The sequence below is a fragment of the Desulfosoma profundi genome (genome assembly GCF_055387865.1).
On sequence record NZ_AP042420.1, the window covers coordinates 896,448 to 919,149 of the forward strand.

Here is a 22,702-nt window from a genome sequence, read left to right on the forward strand (position 1 = left end):
TGATGTGATCCGATCCTTTCTCGTAACCGCCCTACCCAACTTTAACAAGGGCTAATTGTCTCAACTACATTGGAACCGAGGTCGCAGGCATCAGCCCTGAACGTCGATCAGGTGAAGTCCTTGGCTGCCTCTTTTCATCAAGATAAAGACCTTTTGGCCTTTTCGTGGGGGCGGCTGGAACCGTTCTTTGATGGTTTGGAGAAGTTCAGGAACTTTCGAGTAGTCCAGCCTGAAATGTTTGGCACCGTCTGGACGAACCACCTCGATACGATAGCTCTTTTTTCTATATGTTAGCTCGATTTTTCGCTTTTCTCCCGGTGCCAAGGGGTCGCGAAGTTCGATGCCCTTCCGCTTCCGATAGAAGAGATTTTCCACAAAGAAGGGTTCCAGCTCAAATCCCCATTCCGAGAGCGACACCTGATAGTGGACCGTTTGCCGCAGCCGACGCCGTTGGAAATAGCACGTCAGTTCGAACTCAACCCGGTCCTCCACCAGATCTCTGAAGGCCTTCTGCTTCCAGAACGCGACCATTTCTTCCTTAAGTCGAAAGGTTTTCTTGTCAGTGTCCAGGATAAACCAATCTCGCTCAGTATTGCTCAGGTATTTCAGGGGCATATCGAGAAGGTGTGACCGCACCTTGCTGATCGGGAATTCATCTGGAACCGGGGCTCTTGCCAGTTCATCGTAGTCGAAGAGCATCTCTCGATTTTGTAGGTAAAAATCCCGAAACCCCTTCGCAATTTCATCCACCGACCAACGGGTGCCCGGCAATCTAAGGATCACTTTCAAGACCGCCATTTTGTAGGAACGGGTAGGATGAAGCTCCGTTTCTATGTGCCTGAGAAAGGCTTCTCCCGGAGTATCGAGTAGACTTCTCTCGTAATCGGGCAGAGTGCCCTGGCAGTAGAGTTTGGCTCGAATCCAGCATCCGAACTCGCTAAGAAACACCTTAGGATCGCCTCGGGACGAAGAGCCCATGAAGTCCATGAGCTGAGGGTTATCTACACCGAGATCCTCCATAATTTCCAAATACCATGCCTTCAGTCGCTCTCTAAGAGGGATGGTCTGCAGGATTTCGCGGATTTCTTCGTCCCAGATGCGTTTTACTTCCAGATTCGCATCCAAGAAACATCCAGAAGGAAGTGTGGGGCTTGCAATACTGTGCGGGGCTCTGCGCAATTCCTCGATGGCTTCCGGCAAGGAAGTGTATCCCATGAGGGCCAGAGGAGCGACGTGGGCCTTGCGGTAATTGCCCACGAAATCGAGAATCACCGTAAAGTCTTTGCCTGGTGCGCGGCGTAGCCCGCGGCCGATCTGCTGCAAAAACAGAGTGAAAGATTGAGTCGGGCGCAAGAGGAGTATGTGTGAAAGGTTTGGAATATCGATCCCCTCGTTGAACACATCGACACAGCAGATAACGTTGAGCGGATCATTCTCGTCCTGCAATTGCTTCATGAGCGACTGCCTCTCTTCGATTGAATGTTCTCCTACCAGAAAGGCAGCCGGTATCTCGTGGTGTTCGGACAACTGTCGTGCTGTGTATCTGGCATGAGCGACGCTACTGCAGAACGCCAGGGCTTTGATCTTTCCGCTCGAGGGAAGGTATTTGTAGAGATTGTGCGCCACGATCTGGGTACGGGTATCGGTACTTAGCGCCTCTTCCAGTTCCCTCTCATCGTAGTGAGTGCCACGCCATGTGATTTGTTCATAGTCCGTGGGATCATAAATGGCGTAGTACTGAAACGGGGTCAGCCATCCCCGGTCGACTGCTTCCAGGAGTCGCACCTCATAAGCGATATTGTACCCGCACAGTTGAAGCACGTCTCGACCGTCTGCTCGCTCGGGCGTGGCTGTCAGGCCCAGGAGAAATTGTGGTCTAAAATGGCGAAGTACCCGCGCATAACTTTCGGCGGCGGCGTGATGGAATTCATCGATGACGATGTATTCGAAATGGTCGCGTGGAAACCGCTCCAAGTGTTCCGGGCGCGAAAGCGTCTGGATCATGGCGAAGGCCACGTCCGGAATACGATCCACACGATTGCCTCCCCCAATGATCGTTCCGAAACCTTTTTGGCAGAAAACGTGCTCGAAGGTACGTCGAGCTTGGTGCAAAATGTTTTCTCGGTGGGCGATGAAGAGCAGCCTTTTGAGTCCGCTTTTCTGGAAGTCAAAGGCAGCCAGGTACGTTTTGCCGACCCCGGTGGCCGCCACCACTGCAGCCTTTTGGGCTCCCTCTTCCCTAAGAGCCTTCAGTCGGTCCAACGCTTCGCGCTGAGCCGCATTGGGAGAGATCCGCTTCTTCGATTTGGACTCAAAGGGAGCTTGCTCTTTGGCCAGCAGGTCTATCGGAGGTGTGCTTCTGTGTTTTTTCCGGTACTCGATCAGAAACTCTTCGGTCAGCTCTACCGACAGCTCGTCCCAGATGCGGTCGAACTCAATTTTGACACGCTCAAATGGGCTCTGGGAGCCGTCAAAGGGAAGATTGACTTCATTGGAGCTAAAATAGTTCCATTCAATGTTTGAAAAGAAGCCACCTTGAGTGAAGTTGGATGAGCCGACAATTAGGCTGCCCCTTTGGGAATCTCGCTCAAACAGATAGGCTTTGGCATGAAAAGCGGGAGGATCGTCTTCCAACGGTACCTCCGGGGGATGAAAAACCCGAACCTGAGCTCGTGGTACAAAATCTTTGATGTGTTGCAGGTGCTCGGGACGGTTAAGGTTGCCCATGGTGGAGAGCAGGATCCGTAGATTGCCACCTCGCGCCGCGAAACGATCCAGGTCATTGAGCAACAGGTTGGTAACGGCGGGCGTGTAGAACGCTGAGGCAATGGACACGCTGGTGCTTTGAAGTAGTAGCGCCCTAATCAATTCGATCAAAGTGGCATGGTCCACCGGGATGAAAAAGACACGGGGGAGATCTTCATGAACGGGGACAGGCGGCGGGGGGCCTACGTAGTCAAGAAAAATGTTCTGCTCAAATCCACCCCGCAACCGCCGCTTTTCCTCTCGCATACGGAGCAGATCATTCAATGCAAACCCCTGCAGTTCCAGGAGTCGCAAGGTGATCTCCAGTAGATCGGCGGCTTCTCTTAGAATAATCTCGGGGGTTTCTCGGTGCCAAGCACGAAAAAGCTCGTGGGTTTCCTCCAAAAGCTTGAGTCCCACGGCTCGTTTCAAGTCCTGCCCCTGGAGTTTTCGAACTGCGTATGGCTTACCTTCTTTTGCTAGGATTTCCGGGATCCGATCGCGGACGAGCTTGAAGTGCCACATGGTTTCTTGTTGTTTCTTCTGGATCATTACGTATCCTGCGCTATTGAATCCTGAGGACGTAGCTCAGCCAGGTTTCCTTGCTGCCTATCGTGGAGAGAGACTTTGCGTGATGCAAAACCATCAGGTTCAAGGCATCAAATACCCTTCGTAGTGTCCCATCCTGCCAGAGATAGAAAATACGACCATCCGGTGCCGTAATCGCCCCCTGTCCTTCCTTGAGGCTGATCAGGATGAACCCGGCTCCCCCAAGGGCTGGCAGCATGCGGCGCAATAGCCCGCTCAGGCGCTCCGAGGGGTGGTGGACCAAGGCCCCGATCAGTAATAGGGCGTCCGCCCGCATGGTAGTGAAATCAAAAGTCTCAAAATCCGCTTCCAAGATGCGAGCGCCCGTGCCCTCGCGAGCAAGGCGCGCAAGACCGGGGGAACGTTCCAGGCCGGTCACTTCGTATCCTCTTTGCTGAAACCAGAGCAGGTCCCTGCCCGAACCACAGCCGATGTCCAGGATGTGGGCCGGTGGGAGCAGGAATCTGGTCAGGGGTTCCAAGAAGGGGGTGGGATCGATAAAGAAGGTCTTGTGGTGATATTCCTCGAAATGGGAAACATAATAGTCATTCATGGTTTCCATACTTCTGTTTTGGCGAGAGGAAGCAGAGCCGCACCTGATGCAAACGCCAGTTCGGCACCAATTCCCAACGCTTCTGCAGCAATTGTCGGAGCCCCTGTAGAAGCCTAAAAGCCCTCCTTGAACGATTTTGTTTTCGCAAACTGGGCGGGCCATTTCGGCTCCGAAGGGGGTTTGGAGGTGGATTTTCTTCCACCCTTTTGATTTTTCATGCTGGGTACCGGCCCGCATCTCTGCTGGGGCACCCTGCCTGCCATCGAATCCGACAAAGACGCTCTTCCCTCGAACATACGATTTCCAAGCCCCTGGTTGCAGATGCCTTAGTGGGGGCGGTGCGTAAAAATAAGTGTTGCCCTGAATCAATGAAGTATAATTGGCGGGAGACCTGTATGGATTCGGAACCCATTTTGGGGATCACCGATGCCCTGATTGAGCCGCTTTTTCGATCATCGCCTTTTCAAGGACTGAGAAGCCCTCGTGACGATGCCATCTCAGACAATTTTGGGCACACCTCACCCCCATCATGGCAAGGGAGCTTTCGCGTTTTCCGGCGGCGATCCCTACGCTGGGCAAAATTTGAAATAAGCGCTCCAAAAAGCGTGAAAAGCGGGACAATGCCGAGCGAACTGCGGCTTCAGCCGACGGCCGCCTCGGATCACACTCCCCGCCGGATAGATCAGCTCCTAGATCACGGTCTTTATGCGATGCCGCTTGGCCCGAGTCGAACGGGCGAAGAATGGGCCATGAGCCCGTTTTGGCCCAGGATGCACAAGATGTTGTAAGCCATTCCGCCCAGGAGGACCTTTGAATTTTCGGGAAAAGACACAAACTGCCCCTCCTGAACTCGATTCTTGACAAAAGAGGATTCCGTCGCATGATGAAGCTCACCCTGGGGTGTCCACAAAGCTCCACAAGCGTTTCCAGGGCATCATGCGCCGCATCCGTTCTCACGGGCAAGGGCTTGCGGGTCACCTTGCGCGCATGCCGCAACATCTTCCGCAAAAAGTCAACAAATCCGCTCTGTGAATGCTGAGACCCCGGGCAAAGCTTCACGCCCGGACACCATCCCTCCCGGCCAAGGTCGGCCGCGATCGGGGCGCATCCGCCGTCGTCCTGGTCCGGCCGCGAATCCTTTTTTTTCTTTGTGTCGGAATCGTCCAGGCCGAAAACATCCAGGTCCAAAGGCACATGCCCCGTGGAAAGCGTTGTCACGGGAACACGGGTCCTTTCAAGCAGCTCAACGCTGCCAGCGCCGGCAAGGCCTTGAAAAACCCTCGCGTGCTTGTCCACACGTTGCCGCAAGGTTTCTTGCGAAGGCACCTTCTCAATGTCCAGAGCCTTTTTGAATCCCTCATCGCCGGCTGCCCCTGCAGCGGTTTCAAAGCCGCGCTTGCCCAGACACGGAAGCCCCAAGGTGGTCTTGACCACCTCCGCATACGGGACCATCGGCCGCCCTGGAACTTCCCCTTCCAATCCAACTGCCCGCACAGGCTCGCGGTGCCGTGAGTCAGATTCCCCACAAGGGCCGGGTCCGCGTGTCCGCTGGAGAAGGCTTTCGAGGATTGTTCGATCTCAATTTTCTTCTAGAATGCACCTGCCGGGTGAAAATGCGACAGGAAACCTTATAGCATAAATGAGAGGTACAATCAATGGGATATCTCCCGTAAGATAGTTTTATGCATAAGTGCAATTTCACGGATTAATCGCATTGTTTCTCGGCTTCATACAGGATTCGAGGATTCCTCCATGGTATGGCGGTGCGATTGTGTCACGCTGTCCGCGTAGTCTCGGAAAAGTTTTCGGTCCTTGTCGGCCCATGTGCCGAGAAAAGCGCTGTTCACCCAACCGAGCTCTTCCGCCGCTTCACGTAAAGCGAGAGCCACAAGATGCCCTTGAACATTATGGCTGCAGGCCCGAGAACAACTCTCACACTGGAGACACACCCACGGTGCCGGGGACAAGGCAAGATCCGAACCGTAACCGAAGAGGGTACCCCGAACCAAAAGCAAAGGATCCAAGACGGAGCGATCCACACACACGGGACAGGCGTTGCTGCATTCCCCACAGGCGAAGCACGAAGCCAAGTTCGTGGGATGGCCGTGGAATTGCTCGAATCGTTTCCAAGGTAAGGCCGCCCCCATCGAGGCAACAGGGTTTGAGGTTCCGATCCTGCGGAACTGTTCCGCCAAGAGGGCATTGACGACACTCGCCCGCTCACGATGCAAGCGATCCTGAAGGCGCCGGCGATCGTCGCTCATGCCCTGTGAAATGGCCCCTGTACGAACGGCTTCCCAGCGCAGAAAAGCGATGAGCATCGCCGGTTTGACCGTCATGGGGCACACATGGGAACACTTGCGGCACCCCAGACACAGCCATATTTCGGGGACTCGGATCAATTCATCCATCAGTCCCAAATTGGCCATCCACACGAGTCGTCGGGGATCCAGCCGATTGGTCGCTCGATTCACAGGACATTCCGTGGTGCACGATCCGCAGGTAAAACAGAGATTGATTTCGGCTTTCACCGCTTGATTGATCCACCGCCGGTGGAGCGTTTTCGGGTAAACGAGTGCTTCCATGATGCCTCCTTGTCTTCGCGTTCCCGCGCGGGGTGATGTTTACGTGCGGTGCCACGGGCCGGTTCCTCAGTAAGAAGAGTAATCGAAAACGCACATGCATACAAGTAACAAAGTGCCATCATTCACAAATCTGTCCGTCGTTCCCGCCTGCCCCGTGCAGAAAAGCATCAGGATAGAGCTTGAAGAACGGCACGCATGAACGCCGGGAGGTCGCTCGGGGTTCGGGACGTGATCAGCGTTCCATCCACCACGACTTCTCGATCCTCATAATCGGCCCCAGCATTGACGACATCATCTCGAATGGCAAAAAAACACGTCGCCTTTTTGCCCTTGAGAATACCAGCAGAAGCCAACATCCAGCCCCCGTGGCAGATGGCGGCGACGACTTTCCCCTTGAGGTAGGCGTCACGGACCACCTGCACCATGGCGGGGTGGCGTCTCATGAGGTCCGGGGCGTATCCCCCAGGGACAATCACCGCATCCCACGCATCCACATCGACCATATCCGCTTGAAGTTCAGCTTCCACGGGATAACCATACTTGCTCTTGTACGTCTTGCCTTTGACCGGCCCGACGGTCGCCGTCTCCACGCCTGCCTCTTTCAACCGCAATAAGGGATACCAGACCTCCAGTTCCTGATAGAGGTCTTCCACGAGGATTAGGGCTCTTTTGGGGCTCATGGTTCATCATCCTTCTCGGGTTGTTTCATTGACTTGGGCTCCAGCCATGACCTTGTCCGTGGAAAAGGTCTTATTTTAGCTCCAGGAGACTGCCGGCGGCAGATCCGGCCGCCATCTCACACACTCTCCTCTCGAACCCGCCCTTGACAGGGGCGGTGGGCGGCCTGTTATTAGCCTCTTGAACGCAGTGCAACCAGGAGTCAATGCCGTATGAACGCTTTCAAGATCCATGCACCTTGGGCCCCACAGGGCGATCAACCTCAGGCCATCGAAAAGCTCACCGCCAATATCCGGGCCGGTGTTCGTGAGCAGACCCTTTTGGGAGTCACCGGATCTGGGAAAACTTTTACCATGGCCCACGTGATCGCTCAAGTGCAGAAGCCCACTTTGGTCATTGCGCCCAATAAAACCCTGGCCGCTCAACTTTATGGGGAATTTAAAGCCTTTTTCCCCGAAAACGCCGTGGAATATTTCGTGTCGTACTACGATTACTATCAGCCGGAAGCCTATGTCCCCCAGACAGATACGTATATTGCCAAGGACGCTTCCATCAACGAAACCATTGACAAGATGCGCCACGCGGCCACGCGGGCGCTTTTGGAGCGACGGGATGTGCTTATCGTGGCCAGCGTCTCCTGTATCTACGGCCTCGGTGCCCCAGAGACCTATCGGGACATGCTCCTATGGGTGAAAACCGGCATGGCCGTGGATCGGGACGTGGTGTTGAGAAAGCTCGTGGAAATTCAATACACGAGAAACGACGTAGACTTTCATCGGGGCACCTTTCGTGTCCGGGGCGATGTGGTGGAAATTTTTCCGGCCCATGAAGAAGACCGGGCGATTCGACTGGAGTTCTTTGGGGATGAAATCGACGAGATTCGAGAATTCGACCCCTTGACAGGCCGTACGGTCCGCTCGCTCCCGGAAGTCGCCATATACCCGGGAAGCCACTACGTCACGGATAAAGCCACTCTGGAAAAAGCCATCCAAAGCATTAAAGAAGAGCTGGCCCTGCGTCTAGACGAACTGCGCGGATCAGGCTTGCTGGTGGAGGCCCAGCGTCTTGAAGAGCGCACTCGACTAGATTTAGAGATGCTCCAAGAATTGGGATACTGTCCCGGCATCGAAAACTATTCCCGACATCTCACCGGCCGACGGCCTGGGGAACCCCCGCCCACGCTCCTAGAGTATTTTCCCGATGATTTTCTCCTCTTTATCGACGAGAGCCACATCACCATCCCGCAGCTCCGGGGGATGTTCCGAGGAGACAGATCCCGCAAGGAAACACTTGTCCGGTACGGTTTTCGGCTCCCCTCCGCTCTGGACAACCGGCCACTGTGCTTTGAAGAATTTGAGGCCAAAGTCCATCAAGTCATCTATGTCTCTGCGACGCCGGGTCCATACGAACTGGAACGCACTCAGGGCTACGTGGTGGAACAGATCATTCGCCCCACCGGCCTGGTGGACCCTCATGTGGAAGTGCGGCCTGCGCAACATCAAGTGGACGATTTGATTGGAGAGATTCGAAAAAGGGTCGCCCTGGGACAAAGGGTTTTGGTGACCACGCTGACCAAACGCATGGCCGAAGACCTAACCGAATATCTATCCGAACTCAAAATTCGTGTGCGATACATGCACTCCGACGTGGACACGTTGGAACGTATCGAGCTTGTGCGGGACTTACGCCTCGGCGAATATGACGTCCTTGTGGGTATTAACCTGTTGAGAGAAGGGTTGGACATCCCTGAGGTGTCTCTCGTGGCGGTGCTGGATGCCGATAATGAAGGGTTTCTCCGCTCCGAGCGTTCCCTCATCCAAACGGCCGGTCGGGCAGCCCGCAACGTGGACGGCACGGTCATCCTTTATGCGGACCGATTGACGGACTCCATCCGCAAGGCCGTTGCAGAAACAGAGCGAAGGCGCACACTGCAGCAGGCTTACAATGAAGCCCATGGAATCACCCCACACACCGTGGAGAAATCCATCGCCGATATCCTCGCCCCCTATCGTTCCCCTGAAGATCACTTTGTCCCTCAGGAGGTTCTCCAGGAGGTGCGGGCCTTGTTCGAAACGACCCAAAAGCCGAACGTCGATGAAGCCATCATCCAACTGGAGAAGAAAATGAAAGAGGCGGCGGCTCGGTTGGAGTTCGAAAAAGCTGCCGCCTTCAGGGACGAAATCAAGAGGCTTCGGCAGGAACAACTTCTGATTCGCTAAAGACGACCTAAAGACGTCGCGCGGTGTCGACACGGGCTCTCTGTGAGGTGTGAAACTCTCAGGCGATGCTTGCCTTTCGGGACGGCACGTCCAATCATCCGGTCTTTGGCGGCAACAAGCCTTTCCCCACGGGTCCAAGGCCGGCGCACTTCGCCCATCACTTCGACTAAAGCCTTGCCTCCAGTTCCTTTAAGGTTCTCGGCAGCGGTCAGGCGTTTCGATGATCTGGAAGATGACGTTCCTCGTGGAAACACGACTCAATGAGTGCCAGGGCCGGCATCCATTCTCAGCGGCACCGTTTGGCCCTTATAATGCCACCTTGGCATCTTCCCGCCCGGAGTGTTGACGGCTCTCCGCGTCATTTTCCCCACTTTTGACCCGGTATCCGAAGTGTTCCTCAAATCGATCGCAAAAATCTCCCCAGTCAAAGTAGTGTTCCTGAGTGCCATGGTGCTCCACGGCGTAAGAGGCTGCGACACTGCCCAGATGACAACACACGGTAGGGTCTTCCCCCAGGGCCAATCCTTTGAGAAAGCCGGCTCGATAGGCATCCCCTGCGCCTGTGGGATCCACAATGACTGGGGGGCTGACGGCCGGAATGAAGATTTTCTCTCCCTGGATCTGCAGGATGCTCCCATCGGGCCCTTGGGTGGTGATAATCATATGCACCCTCGATTCCAAATCTGATCGCTGCCAACGGGTCATCTTCAGGAAGTGGCTGAGTTCGTAATCATTGGAAATGAAACAAAAGGCCCCTTCCACGGCGTCGGCGATTTCATCACCGGTCCAGATGTTCAAACTTTGGCCGGGATCAAAAACGAAGGGCACACCTGTGTCTCTGCAACGTCGAGCCAATTCGAACATATCGGTCTTGTTGCCTGGGGCGATATGGACCAGTGTCGGACGCCTCCCGTCCGTCAATGGGGGAAGATCTGCAGGATAGGCCATGGCTCCAGGATTGAAAGCTGTGATCTGGTTATCGTTCAAGTCCGTTGTGATGTAAGCTCCGGCCGTGAGCACCCCGGAAATCTGTTTGATCCAGCGGGTGTCCAGCCCATGTTGGTCCAATCGTTGCTTGTAATGGGCAAAATCGTCGCCTGCCGTCGCCACGATCAGAGGCCTTTCTCCTAGAAGCGTCAGCGTATATGCAATATTGCCTGCTGTCCCGCCGAACTTCTCCCTTAATCCGTGAGGGTGCGTCTATACATAAAATTATGTTACTGAAGACATCCTGTTGAATTTAATCCCTTTTTGTGCTATAGGGTCTCCTGTCACATTTTCACCCGGCAGGTGCACTCATGAAGAAAATTGAGATCGAACAATCTTCGAAGGCCTTCTACAGCGGGCAGGCAGGCTTGGCCCTTGTGGGGAATCTGATCAACGGCTACACGAGCCTGTGCGAGCAGTTGGAAAAGGAAGTTCCAGGGCGACCAATGATCTCGCACGCGGATGTGGTCAAGACCTACTTGGGGCTTCTGTGTCTGGGCAAGAGTGACTTTGAAGCCGCTGCAGAGGTCGCCGGCGATGACTGGTTCAAAGAGGCTCTGGACATTCAGAAGGTTCCTTCGCAAGAAACTTTGCGGCAACGTTTGGACAAGCACGCGAGAGTTTTCGAACGTGTTGCCGGCGCAAGTAGCGTAGAACTGCTTGAGAGGACTCAGGTTCCCGTGACGGCGCTTTCCACGGGGCACGTGCCTTTGGACCTGGATGTTTTCTGCCTGGACAATTCCGACACAAAGAAAGAAGGGGTGTCGCGCACGTACCGGGACTATGACGGATACGCGCCGATCGGGGCCTACCTTGGGCAGGAGGGATGGTGTCTGGGCCTGGAGCTTCGCCCTGGTTCTCAGCATTCTCAGAGCGGATTTGTTGACTTTTTGCGCAAGATGTTGGTGCATGCGCGCAAGGTGACCTGCAAGCCCCTTTTGGTGCGAACGGACTCGGCTCACGACGCCCTGGAAACGCTTGTGGAGCTTCGCCGACACCCCAAGGTGAGCTTTATCATCCAATGGAATCCGCGCCGGGCCGACGTCCTTTCCTGGCGTGATCGGGCCTTCAGTGAAGGCCGTGTGAGTGAGCCCCGCCCCGGCCAGAAAGTGGCGGTCTTCAGCACGTGGGTGACGCGACACCATGAAGAGAGAACCTATCGGTTTCGGCTGGTGATCCGGGTCACCGAGAGGATATCGGATAGCGAGGGGCAAATCTTGATCCGGCCGGATATCAAGCTGGAGGGCTGGTGGACGTCGCTTTCCGTCCCTGAAGAGGAAGTCATCGGGTTGTACGAGAAGCGGGGTCTGAGCGAGCAGTTTCACAGTGAGATCAAGTCCGACCTGGACTTGGAGCGGTTGCCGTCTGGAAAATTTGCCACCAATGCGCTGGTGTTGACCCTGGGCGGACTGGCTTACAACATTTTGCGCATCCTGGGGCAAAACGGCCTCCTGGCCCATTTTTCGCCCGTACGGCATCGGGCGAAGCGGCGTCGTATAAAGACCGTGATCCAGGAGCTGATCTATCTGGCAGCGCGCGTGATCCGAAGCGCTCGTCGGCTGAAGCTCCAGTTTGGTCGGCATTGTCCCGCTTTTCACGCTTTTCGGAGTGTTTATCTCAAATTTTGCCCAGCATAGGGATCGCCGCCGCAAAAGCCTGAAAGCTCCTTTGGCCATAAGGGGGTGAGGTGTGTCCGAAAATGTCTGAAATGGCATCGCCATGAGGGCTTTTCAGGCCTTGAAAAGGCGATGACCCGAAAAAGTGGCTGAATCAGGGCATCGGTGAGCCCCAAAATGGGTTCCGAATCCATGCTCGTCAGTCCACCCAATCACACTTCACTGATTCAGGTTCTCCACCAAGCCGTTGATGTTGAAACAGACATTGAGCATATGAATTTTGTTGGGGAGAATATGATCGGCAAAATGTCCCGGAAAAGTCATGATCCGATCATAGGCCAACGAGCCGCAAATGTAGATCTCCATAGCGCGTCCCTTCTATGAATATCTGCCTGATTTCTGAGGCACGTCCCTTTTCATTGGTTCTCGGGGGCGGTGCCCTTCGATGGGCCGGGTCTTTTTTTCTTTCCCTGTCTGGTCCTTTTTTTGATCGGGGATCCGGCGTTTTTGACCGGCGGAGGTTCCTTCTTGCCCGGCGACGAACGCCGTCCCCGTGGCGGCCGTCTCGTTGCTGTTTTCTTCGCTTGGTCGGACAAGAACCAGTCCTCTTCGGCCCATATCACAGGAATCTTCTGGCCGAGAAGTTTTTCCACATTTTCTAGTGCGTAGACATCGTCTTCGCCGCACAGGGTGATGGCCTTCCCCTGCTTCCCAGCACGAGCCGTTCGACCAATGCGATGGACATACTCTTCAGGATCCTGGGGCACATCGTAATTGATGACATGCGTCACGTCTTCCACATGGAGACCTCGGGAAGCGACATCCGTGGCCGCAAGAATGGTGATTTCTCCCTTCTTGAACCGTTCCAGAAGTTGAACGCGACGGCTTTGAGGAAGATCTCCCGTAATACCTCGGGCGGCATAACCGTTCGCCACCAGTTTTTCGGCAACGCGTATCGTTTGCACTTTGGTGTTGCAGAAAAGGAGGGCACGCGCGGGCTTTTCCCTTTTTAAGAGCCCCAGAAGCAACGAGAATTTTTCATCTCGAGCCACGTGGAATAGTTCCTGCCTGACCGTCTCCACGACCAACTTTTCAGGATCAACCGCCACTTCCACTGGTGCGTTCATATACGGATAGGTGATTTCCAAAACACGCGGAGAAAGTGTTGCAGAAAAAAGCATACTTTGCCGACGATGATAAGGAGGCAGGCGTCTGAGTATGTACTGGAGGTCCTTGACGAACCCCATGTCCAACATCCGGTCGGCTTCGTCGATGACGACCAGAGACACACCATCGGTTTTCATGTGACCCTGCTTCATCAGGTCAATGAAACGACCCGGGGTGGCGATGACGATGTGGGCGCCCTGCCGTATGGCTTGGATCTGTTTTTCGTAGCCAACGCCGCCGTATATGGCCGTAAGACGGAACGGGCAGTGACGCCCCAGCATTTGCCCGTCGGCTTGGATTTGAAGAGCCAATTCTCGGGTAGGGGCCAGGATCAGTGCGTGGCATTGGGCGGGTAGGGGCTGTCTCTTGAGGAGAACTTCGAAGATGGTGATCAAGAAAACGGCGGTCTTGCCCGATCCGGTCTGGGCCTGGGCGGCAATGTCTTTGCCCTTGAGTGTGATCGGAAGTGATTTTTCCTGGATCGGGGTACACCGGATGAAACCGGCTTCATGGAGCCCGCGGAGGACAGGGGGCGAAAGACCCAATTGGGCGAAAGGCACACCGGCAGCGAGATCCTCCCGTGCTTTTCTCGGTTCCGGTGTCTCCGCTTCCAACGGCGGCATGTCTTCTGCCGGAGTTTGGGAACCGGTGGGGCGCCAAAACATGAGGCGTCGGAGCAGCTTCTGAATGTATTCGATCACGTGAGAGGAATCCTCCACAATTGAGACAAGGGCTTATGCACATTCCCGTTGGCCGATGGGCCGAAACTTGGCATCCTGCACTGGCGCTTTGTGCGCTGAGAACGGCAGGTCTGTCAAGACGCCACGTGTCTATACCAGAAGCCCAATGGGACGGCAAATGACAGGAGGGATTCGGGAAAATTTTCTGGAAATCCAAGGCCGGGTTCTCCATGGTCTCAGCGGCCCTTCGCTTGGTGACCGAGCATCAGGCCTGGAATCGAGGCAGATTTTGCTTTTGTTGTGAGTCGCGTCGCTGGGCACGGCTCTCCCCGATCTTTGCGGAGGCTCCGGAGCCCACCATCGGCCCGGGAGGCGAGAGCGGGATCCCCTGGTCACCGAAAGCTCACGCCTTTCAAGGCGATCCCCGCTTTCCCGCAAGTTCTTTTTGTGTTCATATATGACGGCTTTCGTCATAGCTTGTCGAACCCAACCAGGGGCAAGGGAGGCCACACAGATGGGACGGAAGAAGGCTCGTTGTCGTTTATGGGTAAAACTTGTGGCCCTGACAGGATTGCTTTGGGTTTTCCATACCGAAGGGGCTTGGGCGGCCAAAATCAGGATCACCCTGACCGACGGCAATCGGGTTGAAGTCCCCTATTGCTGGGAGGCCAAAGAAACGGTGTTTTTTGAAATTCCCGGGGGTGTGGCCGGAATCCCCAAGAATCAGGTGCGCAGCATCCAGGAGATCGTTGCGGGCTCAGAGATCGCTTACGACACCGCCGCGTCGAGAATCCGAACTGCCGTGGTCGCGGAACCCGAACAGCAAAAAGCGTGGGTCGGGTTGTTGAAGGAAGGCCCGTTGGCGGGCGCTGCCGCGGAGCCCCTCACCTCTGAAGAGTTGGCCCAAATCCTCTCCACGACAGTTCCTTCCAAAGAACCTCGGGAAGCCGTGAAGCTTTATCGGACAGGTTATTCTCCCAAAGGAGATCTCGCCCAATGGATGCGAGTGCAAAAAAATGGCGCTGTGTTAATCGTCAAATATCTTGTGAACATGCAGGAGGACCTGCAGGGCAGACAGTTTGAGCTCATTCTTTACGACGGGCACGATCGAATCGTGCAAAAGCAGCCTTGCTGGGTGCAACCCGTCGAGGTGCCGGAAAAGCTTGCCACCAAGCTGGGACTTCAAGGCCGCTTGTACGCGGTGGTCTCGACGATCAAACCCGACCCGGAAATCCGTCGATACGAATTGGCGGCAACCCGTTAGTCTCGCACACTTGGGGAAAGGAACGAATCAGAAGAATTCGCCGTTGTCGTGGATCCATGAAAGAATCCTGTCTGTAAAGTTTTTCGGAAGTGGAACCGCCACGCCGTCGTGAACGCAGACGAAATGCATCACGGCCTCGGTGGTCGTCTCCGGAGCCCGGTCCGGCATGAGCCGTTGAATCCGGTGGGCGAGAGAAAGGCTGCGCCGCCCTAGACGGCACACGCCCGTGTGAACCTCAATGAGATCATCATAATGTAAAGATTTCACGTACCGGCACTCCAGCGAAGCTACCGTCAGATGCCGCCCCTGGGCCATGAAGCACGAGTAGGGATATCCCAAAGCCCGGAGAAACGCCTCTCTCCCAAGTTCAAACAGATGAAAGTAATTTCCATGATACACGCCCTGGCCTAAGTCCACCTCATAGAGGGGCACGCGCAGACCGTGGGCATACCATGGCCCTTCCACTGACAGAGGTTCGCTCTTTTGCCATGTTCTCATCATCCACATCCCTCCAATGTTCTGGAATCGGTTTCGCCGGGCACCCATCCTTCCCTTGATGTTCGCTTTGGGCCGTGTTAGCCATACATGGCGAGCGATCCTTTTGGATAGATAATACAAACCACACCTCCAGGGCGGACTTTCTATTGAAAACCGGATCAAGGCTCATTTATCGCCGTAAAAAAGCCGTAGGGAAAAAACCTCAGGAGCGCGCCGTCTCTGAACCATCGGAGTTCCGCGTCAAGATTGCCCCCGCGGTGCGCAAGGTTCTCATGGAGATCGGGGTACCGACACCGGAACCTTTCACACCGGACCCCTTCCAAGTGGAAGCCATCGAAAAGGTGCGCAACGCCGACGTTTTAGTGACGGCACCCACAGGGGCCGGAAAAACCTATATCGCCATTGAAGCCATTCGCGAAGTCTTTTCCAAAGGGGGCCGGAGCTGGTATGCCTCCCCGCTGAAAGCCCTGTCCAATGCCAAGCTCGAAGAGTTTTCTCGAACATTCGGACCCGAAAATGTGGGCATCCTCACCGGGGATCGAAAAGAAAACCCCGACGCCCCCATCATTGTAGGAACCACGGAGATCCTGAGAAACCAACTTTACGACGCCATGCATCGGGGTGAAGACCTGGCAGTCGACCTTGTGGTCATGGACGAGGCGCATTACCTGGGAGATTTGGACCGCGGGGTGGTTTGGGAGGAAGTGCTGATTTACCTGCCCAGTCGCGTGCGTATCCTGCTGCTCTCCGCCACCATTCGCAATGCCGACCAACTGTGCCAATGGCTTTACTGGTTGCGCCAAGCGCCGTGTCTGTGGGTCAACGCCGTTGAGCGCCCGGTTCCTCTTTATCCCCTCTTTCTCTTTCCCACTGGGGAGCTGACGCCTCTCAGTGGGCGCCGAGGTCTATACAGCCCCATCGAAAAGCTGGACCCACGCCAGTTCGCTCGAAAAGACTTTCCCGAAGTGGCTCGTATCCTCGAAGCCCTCCGGAAGGCAAATCTCCTGCCCGCCATTTTTTTCCTCAAATCCCGGGCCGACTGCGAACGCGCCATCACTTTATGTCCCCAGGCTCCGCCGTCGCCCCATTTCGACGTCCGGGCCTTTGGGGCTCGGCTTCGAGAACTGCTGGACAAGTGGCCTTTTCTGAAAGATCACAAGCACCTCTCCATTCTTAAACGGTCACGGGTCGGGGCACACCATGCCGGACAATTGCCCCACTGGAAGCTCCTCCTGGAGACCCTCATGCAGGAAGGATGGCTGGAAGCCATCTTTTCCACGTCCACCGTGGCCGCGGGAGTGAATTTTCCGGCGCGCACGGTCGTCATCCCGCAAAGCGATCGGTTCAACGGGAGGGAATTCGTGGACCTGACGGCCACGGACCTTTTGCAGATGACCGGACGTGCCGGACGGCGCGGTATGGATAAAATCGGGTTTGTCCTCGTCACACCCGGCCGATATCAAAATGCGCAACTTATCCATGACCTCTTGAAATCACCGCCCGATCCCATAGAAAGCCAAATCCGGGTAAATTTTTCCATGACTCTGAATCTGCTCTTGTCGCACGAGCCCGAAGAAGTGCGAGAACTTTTCGCCCGCAGCTTGGCCACTTATCAGCATCTGGGAGAAGATGCCGCATCGGCGTCCTTGGTCAAATCGTTCCAACGGGAACTGTCCCAATGGCAACCAGTGATGGCCTGCGGATCCATGGAAAGACTCGCCGAGGTCCGGCCGCTGTTCATGCGGTTGGAAGAAGAACAGAGGAAAGCCCATCGCCTCGCCAAAAACCAGGCCTTTGTGTGGGTGACCCAAGGCCTTTTGGTCCCCGGACGGCTTTTTCTGAACCGCAGGGGGACACCGTACGTGGCTCTGGAAAGGGTCGAAAAGGGAGGCGAACGGGTCCAGGCGGCCCGCTTGCGTTTTCCGCTTGCATGGCGTGCCCACGGGCTAGAACCCCATTGGGTCCGGCTCCGTCAGATCAAGGAGTTGGGAAAGAAGCTTGAACACCTGCCGGCGTTGTCCGACCGTCCAGGATGGGAACGGTTGGCCCAAAGGATGGAAACGGAGCCTTTCCCGTCCTTGTTCGGACCGGCGCATTATGGGAATAAACCACAAGCTTTGATCTCCACCACCCAGGAAATGGCACGACGAGCCTTCGCCAAGGAGGCGTTGCCTTGCCCTCGGTGCGCATTGTTCGGCCCATGCCAGAAAGGCTCCAAGCACCCGTTCAGCCAATTCGTCCAAAATTATTTTGCGCACCGTTCCCATCTCCTGTCTGTGCAAGAAACGCTCTGGCGATCCTTTCGCCAGCATCTCCGAATCCTGCAGGAAGAAGGTTATGTCACGCCTCGAGGACACCTTACCGAAGACGGCCTATGGGCGTCCAAATTGCGATTGGATCAGCCTTTGCTCGTCTCCGAACTGATCCGCAAGAGAGTGTTGCCCGAATCCAACCCGGCACTTTTGGCCGCCTTGATGGCTCCCTTTGTCATGGATCGGGACCGGCCCGGAGAATCCCAGCTGTCTTCGCTCATCTGGAAATACCCCGACTTGGCCAAACCCTATTTTGCCATCATTCAGACGCTTCGCCCTTTGAGGGAAAAGCTGCACGCGGAAGGTTTTGAGACACCCCCACTGCCCTTTTGGACCGTGGTGACCGTCTTTCATTGGGCGCAAGGGGAAACATGGGATGTGGTCAGGAACCTCACAGGCATCGATGAGGGGGACTTGACCATGGTCATTCTGAGGACGGCGGACCACCTGCGTCAGGTCGAATCTCTGACGGAAACCCATCCGAATCTTGCCGCGTCGGCACGGCAGGCCATCGAACGGATCCTGAGGGAACCCGTATTGGTGCGCTGATCGCCTTGTCCGAGGCGGTGTGGGTATGAGGGCTCCCATGGCTCGACTCGCCATTCTTTCGGACATTCATGGGAATCTGGAAGCATTGGAAAGTGTGCTGAAAGCGGCGCGCGCTGAAGGTGTGGAAGGCTTTTGGCACCTCGGGGATATCGTCGGCTACAATGCGGACCCCATCGCCTGTCTGGAAGCCCTCAGGGACTGCGGGGCGCGCGGTGTGCAAGGCAATCACGATCTGGCCGTCCTGGATCCCCAGATCGCCGAATCATTCAACGTCCTTGCCTATGAAGCGATCCACTACACGATCCAACAACTCAATTCCGGGCATCTGGCTCAGCTTCATGCACTGCCTCTCTGTCGGACCATGGAAGGCGCTCTCTTGTGCCACGGGACACCGGAAACCCCTCACTCCTACATCCTGAATCTTTACCAAGCGCGACGCACTTTCAACCTCATGAAAAAAAAATTCCCGGGGATTCACCTGTGCTTTTTCGGACACACCCACCAGCAGAAGGTTTGGCTTCAGGACCCACGCGGCAAAGTGACCGCATACGAATTTTCCGAGAAAACTCTGATTCTGAGCTCGCAGAACTTGTACCTCATCAACCCCGGCAGTGTGGGGCAGCCGCGCCAAAGGGATCACCGGGCCCATTTTGTCATTTTCGACTCGGATCATCACTCGGTGACTTTTCGAGCCGTTCCTTACAATGTGAAACAAGCCCAAGAAAAGATCCTGCGAGCAGGGCTTCCCGCGTATCTCGCTCTGCGGCTGCAGGACGGTGTCTGAACCGGTCGGGATTGTCGCCCACAACAGTCCAGCGGGAGGGGGAAAGACAATGTTTGGTGGCAAACAGGTCTTACTCAAAGACGGCACGCCGGTGCACGTCCGGTTGATGACCCGGGAAGATGGCGACGCTCTCTATCGCTTCTTCCGGAACCTCTCCGACGAAATGCTCCTTTACGTCCGCCACAACGTCCGGGATCCTCAAGTGCTTCAACAATGGGTCAGCGAATTGGATTATCGCCGTGTTCTCCCCCTGCTTGCGTGGGTCGGGGAGGAGATCGCCGCCGACGTCACCCTGCACCTCATCCCGCATGGATGGAAACGGCACATCGGAGAGGTGCGCACCGTCGTCGCACCGAAGTTCCAGAACAAGGGACTGGCGACGGTCATGCTCAACGAGCTCGTCGCCCTAGCCTCAGAAATCGGGCTGGAAAAACTCTGGGCGGAAATCCCCCTGGACTCGCCGGGGGCCATCCGGGCTTTCCGCAACGCTGGTTTCGGCTGCAAGGCGGTCATCGAGGGACTGGTCAAAGACATTCACCACCGAAACGTGGACATTCTCATCATGATCTGCGACGTCACCGCTCACTACGACCCCCGTTGGGGGGCCATCAAACCCCTCGAACCGCTATGAAGCGTTTCAGGGCAGGACTCGGCCCGATCCAAAACGCGGGAAAGCTTCCAACAAGGCCTTCTGAAGGAGCCCGGCGTTGTGGTAACGGTTCTTCCAATCCTTCTCGAGGCATCGAAGGATGATCCGCTCCAAAGCTTCAGGGATATCGGGACAGAGATCCCGCGGGGACTGTGGAGGGGATTCCAGAATGAGGTCCATGAGCTCCTTTTCGTTTTCCGAGTAAAATGGCAGATACTCAGTCGCCAAAGCGTAGAGGATCACGCCTAAAGCCCACACGTCGCTGGCCAAACGGCTCCGCCCCATGATCTGTTCCGGGGCCATGTAGGGCCGAGATCCAATGACCGTGCTGCTGATGCTCCGGCGGGTCACATCCTTCGCCGTTCCAAAATCCAGAAGCTTTAAGACGCCCTCGGGGGTAATCAAAATGTTTTCCGGTTTGATGTCCCGATGCATGATGTGCTGACGATGGGCAAAAGCCACCACGTCCAGCAACTGGAGGAAGTACTTTTCTTTGCCTTGGGCGTCCAGACCTTCATCGATAAGTTCCTGCAAAGTTTTTCCAGAAACGTATTCTTGTATTAGAATCACCTTGCCTCCTGTTTTCATCACATCCAAGAGCTTGACCGCGTTGGGATGATCTCTGAGACGCCCAAGGATCGCCGCCTCCACAAGGAACTTGCGGTTCAGCTTTTCTTCGTGGGGGATTTTGGCAACGGCCATATTTCGACCGTCAATGTGCTTCAGCAGCCACACCTCGCCGAAACTGCCAAAGCCGAGCCGTCGGATTTTTTCCCATTGATCCAGAACCCGTGCCGCATCCACCGAGATCTGCGGCGGCATTTCGCCTTCGGAAGGGCCGGCACCGAAGAGACGTTCGAACACCGCTCGAATCCGATGGACAAGTCGATGCAGGATGCCTTCTCGACCGTGGCCCGTTGTGCGCATGGTTTCCCGGATGCGGTGACCCCATTCCAAAAGGACATGGAGCCTCATGGGCAAGGCGTTTTCGTCCAAGGGCAGAATCCAGTAATCATCGGCACCTGCCCGAAGGATGTCTCGAACCCTTTGACCCTTGCCGGGAGGCAGCAGGGCCATGACGGGCACCGCCCGCCCCACAGTATTCCGGAGCATTTGCACTGCCACATCGGGCCGGCCCTCTTTTCCTGCAACCCGGACGATCACCAGGCGCACGTCCGGGCTCGCGCGCACGCTGCGATCGTCTAGATCTCCCACCGCCTGGACCACCAACGCCCCGTCCAGTTGTTCGATCATGCCCTTGAGCATCTTGAGCTCTTCCTCGCGACAGCCGAAAACCAAAACCGTCCCCGATCGCAACATCCGGCATCACCCTTTTCCCCAGGGCCCAGTGTCCCTGCTGAAGTTTCTCATGCCCCGACATCGGCCCTTGAAAACACAAAAAAGGAGCAGGTAAAGCCCTGCTCCTTGATGAGAACCCCGGTGAGGATTCCCCCTCATGGTGAGACCCATGGATTATTCCGTCGCATATCGTGGCCGCTTGGTGACCAAGGCCAGAATGATCCCGGCGATGAGCAAAACCCCGGCGATGTAGAAGGCGTAGTCATAAGACTGATACCTGTCGTAGATGCGACCAGCCAACTTGGGCATGAACGCACCCAAACCCCAGCCGATGAATACCAGCCCGTAATTGAAACCCAGGTTCTTGGGTCCGTAGAAATCCGCCGTAAATGACGGGAACAATGACAACCCGCCGCCGTAGCACCAGAAACCCACAGCACAGGCAAGGAATAGTAAAGGAATGTTCTTCAGGCCGAACAGGTAAGGCAAAAGAAACATGATCAGGGCCGCAGCGATGTAGTTCACGATCAGGCCGTTGGTCCGCCCGATCTTATCGGAAATAATGCCGGTGCCGATACGGCCGATGGAATTGAAAACAGCCCCCCAAGAAACGAGAAGGTACCCGGCTTTCATAATCCCCGAAATCATTTTGTTCACATGACCGATGAGGAGGAGCCCCGCTTGGGTGTTAATACAGAACATGATGGCCAGAGCGTAGAATTGCCAAGTCTTGAGCATTTCTCCGGCTGTCCAATCTACTCGTGTTTGCGTCGTGGCTTTCGCCGCAACGGCTGCCGCCGCGGGCTGCGGCGGTACGTAACCGGGCTGGGGCCAAGCGAGAAATTGGGCCGCAGCGAGAATCACCACCAAGTAGGCCACCCCGAGGACATAAAAGGAGGCGCTCATGCTGTAAGTGGTGATAAGCCAGTTGGCCAGGGGAGCCACGTAAAAAGCGGCCAGACCGTAACCGCTCACCACCAACCCCGCAATGAGACCCCGTTTATGAGGGCCGAACCATTTAAGGGCGGCTGGTGTGGGCGCCGCATACCCTACGCCCATACCGATCCCGCCGCCGATGCCGAATCCCAAAAGAATTCCCGTATAACTTTTCATGAGGCCTGCCACAATAAGGCCCAGACCGATGGCGACACCCCCAATCGAGGCCGCGATGGTCGGCCCATAGCGGTCTTGAATCCTTCCTCCAGGAATCATGAGCAAAGCGAAGATAAGAATACACAAGGACGCCGGGTTGGAGGCCTGTTCGGCCGTGAGCGGCACCCAACCCTGAGCTTCCATCAAATTCTTGTCCGTTAGATACTTTACCCACACACTCCAGGCATACAGACAGCCGAGGCACAAATTCACCACAACCCCCGCTGCCACCACCTGCCAGGCTTTGCCTGGAACCTTGTCCACGGTTGCTTGCGGTGCTGTCATCTGGGATCCTCCGTGACTCTTTCTCCACACGTCTTGCCGTCTTCCCTCAGGGGCCCGAAAGCCCTTCCGAAGAAGACCAGGCCCCCATCCCC

General features: G+C 55.7%; 14 protein-coding genes and 2 pseudogenes. 6 read left to right on the forward strand and 10 right to left on the reverse strand.

Annotated features, from left to right (window positions below; all coding sequences use genetic code 11):
• Window positions 1-90: 90 nt before the first annotated feature.
• The 4 genes from ACZ5K9_RS04025 to ACZ5K9_RS04040 form a co-directional block, all read right to left on the reverse strand.
• The gene (locus ACZ5K9_RS04025) at window positions 91-3,297 is read right to left on the reverse strand and encodes a DEAD/DEAH box helicase family protein (RefSeq protein WP_464273133.1); all 3,207 of its coding nucleotides are present in this window, start codon (window positions 3,295-3,297) and stop codon (window positions 91-93) included.
• Between the two features lie 13 nt (window positions 3,298-3,310).
• Complete coding sequence (locus ACZ5K9_RS04030; protein ID WP_464273134.1) at window positions 3,311-3,886, reverse strand: class I SAM-dependent methyltransferase; 576 nt, start codon at window positions 3,884-3,886, stop codon at window positions 3,311-3,313.
• A gap of 1,727 nt (window positions 3,887-5,613) precedes the next feature.
• Window positions 5,614-6,471 (reverse strand): 4Fe-4S dicluster domain-containing protein, encoded by an 858-nt coding sequence (locus ACZ5K9_RS04035; protein ID WP_464273135.1) that lies wholly within the window; start codon window positions 6,469-6,471, stop codon window positions 5,614-5,616.
• 167 nt (window positions 6,472-6,638) lie between these two features.
• Window positions 6,639-7,151: a type 1 glutamine amidotransferase domain-containing protein gene (locus ACZ5K9_RS04040; RefSeq protein ID WP_464273136.1), complete on the reverse strand. Its 513-nt coding sequence runs from the start codon at window positions 7,149-7,151 to the stop codon at window positions 6,639-6,641.
• A gap of 210 nt (window positions 7,152-7,361) precedes the next feature.
• Between ACZ5K9_RS04040 and uvrB the strand changes: the two genes are divergently transcribed.
• Window positions 7,362-9,368 carry an excinuclease ABC subunit UvrB gene (uvrB, locus tag ACZ5K9_RS04045; RefSeq protein WP_464273137.1) on the forward strand — a complete coding sequence of 669 codons (2,007 nt, stop codon included), beginning with the start codon at window positions 7,362-7,364 and terminating at the stop codon, window positions 9,366-9,368.
• Window positions 9,369-9,674: 306 nt separating this feature from the next.
• Here the strand turns inward: uvrB and ACZ5K9_RS04050 are convergent.
• Window positions 9,675-10,544: pseudogene (locus ACZ5K9_RS04050) on the reverse strand (carbohydrate kinase family protein); the annotation flags it as partial.
• Window positions 10,545-10,666: 122 nt separating this feature from the next.
• On the opposite strand from ACZ5K9_RS04050, the gene ACZ5K9_RS04055 reads away from it, so the two are divergent.
• A complete protein-coding gene (locus ACZ5K9_RS04055; protein WP_464270963.1) occupies window positions 10,667-11,992 on the forward strand; it encodes an IS1380 family transposase in 1,326 nt (441 codons plus the stop codon).
• Between the two features lie 213 nt (window positions 11,993-12,205).
• Here the strand turns inward: ACZ5K9_RS04055 and ACZ5K9_RS04060 are convergent.
• Together ACZ5K9_RS04060 and ACZ5K9_RS04065 are read right to left on the reverse strand one after the other, a co-directional pair.
• Window positions 12,206-12,337: pseudogene (locus ACZ5K9_RS04060) on the reverse strand (carbohydrate kinase family protein); the annotation flags it as partial.
• Window positions 12,338-12,387: 50 nt separating this feature from the next.
• The gene (locus tag ACZ5K9_RS04065; protein ID WP_464273138.1) at window positions 12,388-13,839 is read right to left on the reverse strand and encodes a DEAD/DEAH box helicase; all 1,452 of its coding nucleotides are present in this window, start codon (window positions 13,837-13,839) and stop codon (window positions 12,388-12,390) included.
• Between the two features lie 493 nt (window positions 13,840-14,332).
• Here ACZ5K9_RS04065 and ACZ5K9_RS04070 point away from each other — a divergent pair, with 493 nt between their 5' ends.
• Complete coding sequence (locus tag ACZ5K9_RS04070) at window positions 14,333-15,082, forward strand: hypothetical protein (protein WP_464273139.1); 750 nt, start codon at window positions 14,333-14,335, stop codon at window positions 15,080-15,082.
• A 27-nt stretch (window positions 15,083-15,109) separates the two neighbouring features.
• On the opposite strand, the gene ACZ5K9_RS04075 is transcribed toward ACZ5K9_RS04070, so the two are convergent.
• Window positions 15,110-15,583 (reverse strand): acyl-CoA thioesterase, encoded by a 474-nt coding sequence (locus ACZ5K9_RS04075; RefSeq protein WP_464273140.1) that lies wholly within the window; start codon window positions 15,581-15,583, stop codon window positions 15,110-15,112.
• A 143-nt stretch (window positions 15,584-15,726) separates the two neighbouring features.
• On the opposite strand from ACZ5K9_RS04075, the gene ACZ5K9_RS04080 reads away from it, so the two are divergent.
• From ACZ5K9_RS04080 to ACZ5K9_RS04090, 3 genes are read left to right on the forward strand one after another with little or no spacing between them, the layout of a single operon-like run.
• Window positions 15,727-18,441 (forward strand): DEAD/DEAH box helicase, encoded by a 2,715-nt coding sequence (locus tag ACZ5K9_RS04080; protein WP_464273141.1) that lies wholly within the window; start codon window positions 15,727-15,729, stop codon window positions 18,439-18,441.
• A gap of 37 nt (window positions 18,442-18,478) precedes the next feature.
• Window positions 18,479-19,225, forward strand: coding sequence for a metallophosphoesterase family protein (locus tag ACZ5K9_RS04085; protein ID WP_464273142.1), 747 nt, complete (start codon window positions 18,479-18,481; stop codon window positions 19,223-19,225).
• Window positions 19,226-19,274: 49 nt separating this feature from the next.
• Window positions 19,275-19,856 carry an N-acetyltransferase family protein gene (locus ACZ5K9_RS04090; RefSeq protein WP_464273143.1) on the forward strand — a complete coding sequence of 194 codons (582 nt, stop codon included), beginning with the start codon at window positions 19,275-19,277 and terminating at the stop codon, window positions 19,854-19,856.
• A gap of 6 nt (window positions 19,857-19,862) precedes the next feature.
• Here ACZ5K9_RS04090 and ACZ5K9_RS04095 read toward each other — a convergent pair whose 3' ends face one another.
• Window positions 19,863-21,194: a serine/threonine protein kinase gene (locus tag ACZ5K9_RS04095; protein ID WP_464273144.1), complete on the reverse strand. Its 1,332-nt coding sequence runs from the start codon at window positions 21,192-21,194 to the stop codon at window positions 19,863-19,865.
• 153 nt (window positions 21,195-21,347) lie between these two features.
• On the reverse strand, window positions 21,348-22,610 hold the full coding sequence (locus ACZ5K9_RS04100; protein WP_464273145.1) for an L-lactate MFS transporter: 1,263 nt from the start codon (window positions 22,608-22,610) through the stop codon (window positions 21,348-21,350).
• Between the last annotated feature and the right edge of the window lie 92 nt (window positions 22,611-22,702).